The 1,090-nt window shown below is 43.9% G+C and carries 1 pseudogene; it reads left to right on the top strand.

Going from position 1 to position 1,090, the window contains the following annotated elements:
* Positions 1-1,090: pseudogene (locus OKC24_RS19705) on the top strand (phage tail protein); the annotation flags it as partial.

Genomic DNA, 1,090 nt, shown 5'->3' with positions numbered 1-1,090 from the left:
GTGGGCAATAACTGAAAAATCTTGCTTGGATGCGATCAATGAATTATGCGGGCACATTGAAGCAGGACTGCGTGTTAACCGTCAAACTGGCTTGTATGAAATGGTTTTGTTTCGTGACGATTGGTTTACAGATGATGAAATTCATTCTTTAGCAGTGAGCAAGATTAAAAGCATGTCTCTTGAAGTTGCAAATGCAGATGAGGCTATTAATCAGCTGAATGTCAGCTATTACAACCGCGATGCAATCAAAGATTCATCTTTCTCAGTTGCTGAAAACGCGTCAATTCGCAACTTGAATGGCCGCGTGAATGCTGAAGATGCTGATTTCCCATATTTCATGAATCAGCGCAATGCTGCGGTTGTAGCGCAATGGAAATTAAAACAGATGTCATCGCCCGTTTGGAGCGGATCATTTACAACTGCTGCATATGAAGCGCGAAAGTGGAATCGCTACGACCTGCTTAAATTGGCTTGGCCGCGCAAATGGCAAGGCACAATTACTGTTCGTATTATGAAAATCAATCTTGGGACGGGTACTGATGTTTCAATTGATTTTGTAGAAGTGGTGCAATATTCAAGCGAGCTTTCTTCAAATATTGTGATAGATACGCCGATTGATGTTGCGCCTTTGCCGCCTCAACCGTGTCAGTATGAACCATTTGAAATGCCATATTATTTGGCTGTCATGGCGCTTGGGCAGCGGCAGGTAGATGATGAACTGGCTTATGAAAATCATTATGGTTTGGTTGGTGTTGTAGCTGAAAAGCCGCAAAACAATTCTCTATATGCTGTGATGATGACGCAGTCTGGCACAGAGGGAAATGAGTGGCTTCGAGCTGCAACGATTGATTATGAGCCGGTAGCTGAGCTTGACCAATCCATTTCAAAAACATCGACCAGCTTTACAGTAAAAAACAGCAGTGCCATTGCAAATGTGGCAGCTGGAACGCTGATTAAATGCGGCAGCGATTGGATTGGCACACCAGGCGAATGGATGGTTTTTCAAAGCATTGATTCATACAGTGGTGTTGTCAGCGTGAAGCGTGGTGCTTTAGATTCACTGCCGCAGGCTTGGGGTATTTATACAAAG

It is taken from the genome of Acinetobacter entericus (genome assembly GCF_026168575.1).
GTDB lineage: Bacteria > Pseudomonadota > Gammaproteobacteria > Pseudomonadales > Moraxellaceae > Acinetobacter > Acinetobacter bouvetii.
Note: the sequence above shows the minus strand (reverse complement) of the source record. Positions and strands in the feature narration are given on the sequence as shown.